General features: G+C 73.4%; 1 protein-coding gene and 2 pseudogenes. All 3 read left to right on the plus strand.

Going from position 1 to position 2,253, the window contains the following annotated elements; all coding sequences use genetic code 11:
- Window positions 1-61: 61 nt before the first annotated feature.
- A pseudogene (locus B7767_RS26000) lies at window positions 62-1,217 on the plus strand (WD40/YVTN/BNR-like repeat-containing protein).
- Between the two features lie 100 nt (window positions 1,218-1,317).
- Complete coding sequence (locus tag B7767_RS26005) at window positions 1,318-1,995, plus strand: uracil-DNA glycosylase (protein WP_085574316.1); 678 nt, start codon at window positions 1,318-1,320, stop codon at window positions 1,993-1,995.
- Window positions 1,992-2,253: pseudogene (locus tag B7767_RS26010) on the plus strand (ATPase); the annotation flags it as partial. The gene B7767_RS26005 and the pseudogene B7767_RS26010, both read left to right, overlap by 4 nt.

Below are 2,253 nucleotides of genomic sequence, written 5' to 3' on the forward strand. Positions count from 1 at the left end.
CCCCGCCGTCCGACCACGCACTCCTTGACCTGCGGCGACGTCGATCCGGGGGTGACTGTCAGTGGCGGGGTGCAGACTGGCCGGTGTCCTGGAACGAGGACGTCGACGAAGACGTCGCGGAGGTGGTCTGCATGACCGAGGTACTGCTCGCCGTGGGCACCCGCAAGGGCCTGTTCATCGGGCGCAGGCGAGGTGACACCTGGGAGTTCGACGAGAGTCCCCACTTCAACGCACAGGCCGTGTACTCGATCGCCGTCGACACCCGTGGCACGCGCCCGAGGCTGCTGGTCGGCGGGGACAGCGCGCACTGGGGACCCTCGGTGTTCCACTCCGACGACCTGGGCAGGAGCTGGACCGAACCGGCCCGGCCCGCCGTCAGGTTCCCCGAGGACACGGGGACTTCGCTGGAGCGGGTCTGGCAGCTGCACCCGTCCGAGGCCGAACCGGACGTGGTGTACGCGGGGACGGAACCGGCCGCGCTGTACCGCTCGGAGGACCGCGGGGAGACCTTCGAACTGGTCCGGCCGCTGTGGGAGCACCCCACGCGGGCGAAGTGGGTGCCGGGCGGCGGCGGTGAGGGCCTGCACACCGTGCTGACCGACGCGCGTGATCCGCGCGCCGTGACGGTGGCCGTCTCCGCGGCGGGCGTGTTCCGCACCCTGGACGGCGGCGCGAGCTGGGCCCCGTCCAACTCCGGGGTCTCCGCGGTGTTCCTGCCGGACCCCGATCCGGAGTTCGGGCAGTGCGTGCACAAGGTCGCCCGGGACGCGGCGGACCCGGACCGCCTGTACCTGCAGAACCACTGGGGCGTGTACCGCAGCGACGACGCGGGCGGAAGCTGGACGGACATCGGCGAGGGCCTGCCGTCGACGTTCGGCTTCACGGTGGTGGCCCATCCCCGCCGCGGTGGCACGGCGTACGTGTTCCCGATCAACGCCGACTCCGACCGGGTGCCGGCCGGCCGGCGCTGCCGGGTCTTCCGGACGGCGGACGCGGGCAGGAGCTGGGAGCCGCTCACGGCGGGGCTGCCGCGGGAGGACCACTACGGCACGGTGCTGCGCGACGCGATGTGCCACGACGGCGCGGACCCGGCGGGCGTCTACTTCGGCAACCGCAACGGCGAGGTGTACGCGTCCGCCGACGACGGCGACAGCTGGCGGCAGTTGGCGGCACACCTGCCGGACGTGCTGTGCGTACGGGCGGCGGTCGTCGCGTGAACCGCATGAGCCGCTCGAACCACATGAGGCGCATGAGGATCCCGTCCGGTCCTGGCCACTGGTTGATCTCCGCCGCCGCCACGGCAGTAAGGTGACGCCCGTGGCACCACGACCCTTGAATGAAATCGTCGAAGCGGGCTGGGCGAAGGCCCTGGAGCCGGTGGCCGAACGGATCGCGGGGATGGGGGACTTCCTGCGCGCGGAGATCGCCGCGGGACGCACCTACCTCCCGGCCGGGGCGAACGTCCTGCGTGCCTTCCAGCAGCCCTTCGACGAGGTACGCGTCCTGATCGTCGGGCAGGACCCGTACCCCACCCCGGGGCACGCGGTGGGACTGTCGTTCTCGGTCGCGTCCGAGGTGAGGCCGCTGCCGGGCAGCCTCATCAACATCTTCCGGGAGCTGAACACCGACCTGGGCCTGCCCCAGCCGTCGAACGGCGACCTCACGCCCTGGACCGAGCAAGGCGTACTGCTTCTGAACAGGGCGCTGACGACGGCCCCGCGCAAGCCGGGCGCCCACCGCGGCAAGGGCTGGGAGGAGGTCACCGAGCAGGCGATACGGGCGCTGGCCGGGCGGGGCAAGCCCCTGGTCTCCATCCTGTGGGGACGGGACGCCCGCAACTGCCGTCCGTTGCTGGGCGATCTGCCCGCGGTGGAGTCGGCCCACCCGTCGCCGATGTCCGCCGACCGCGGCTTCTTCGGCTCCCGCCCGTTCAGCCGGGCCAACGACCTGCTGATCCGCCAGGGCGGCCAACCGGTGGACTGGCGCCTGCCGTGACCGGGCCCGGTTTCCTCGCCGTGGACTCCGGGGGCTCCGGTCTGCGGGTCGCCGTCGGGGCCGCCGGGCGCGGGCCACTGGCCCGGAGCGCCTCCGGGGAACCGGTGCGGACGGGGGCGCGGGGCCTCGACCCGGGGCACCTCATGGAGCAACTGGTCCCGATGGCGCGGACCCTGTGCGCGGAGGCCGGGGTCGAGGAGCTGGCGACGGCCGTCGTCGGGGCCGCCGGGCTGGCCGGCCTGGGGGACGCGCTGCGCG

It is taken from the genome of Streptomyces sp. 13-12-16 (assembly GCF_002114215.1).
In the GTDB taxonomy this organism is placed as follows: Bacteria; Actinomycetota; Actinomycetes; order Streptomycetales; family Streptomycetaceae; genus Streptomyces.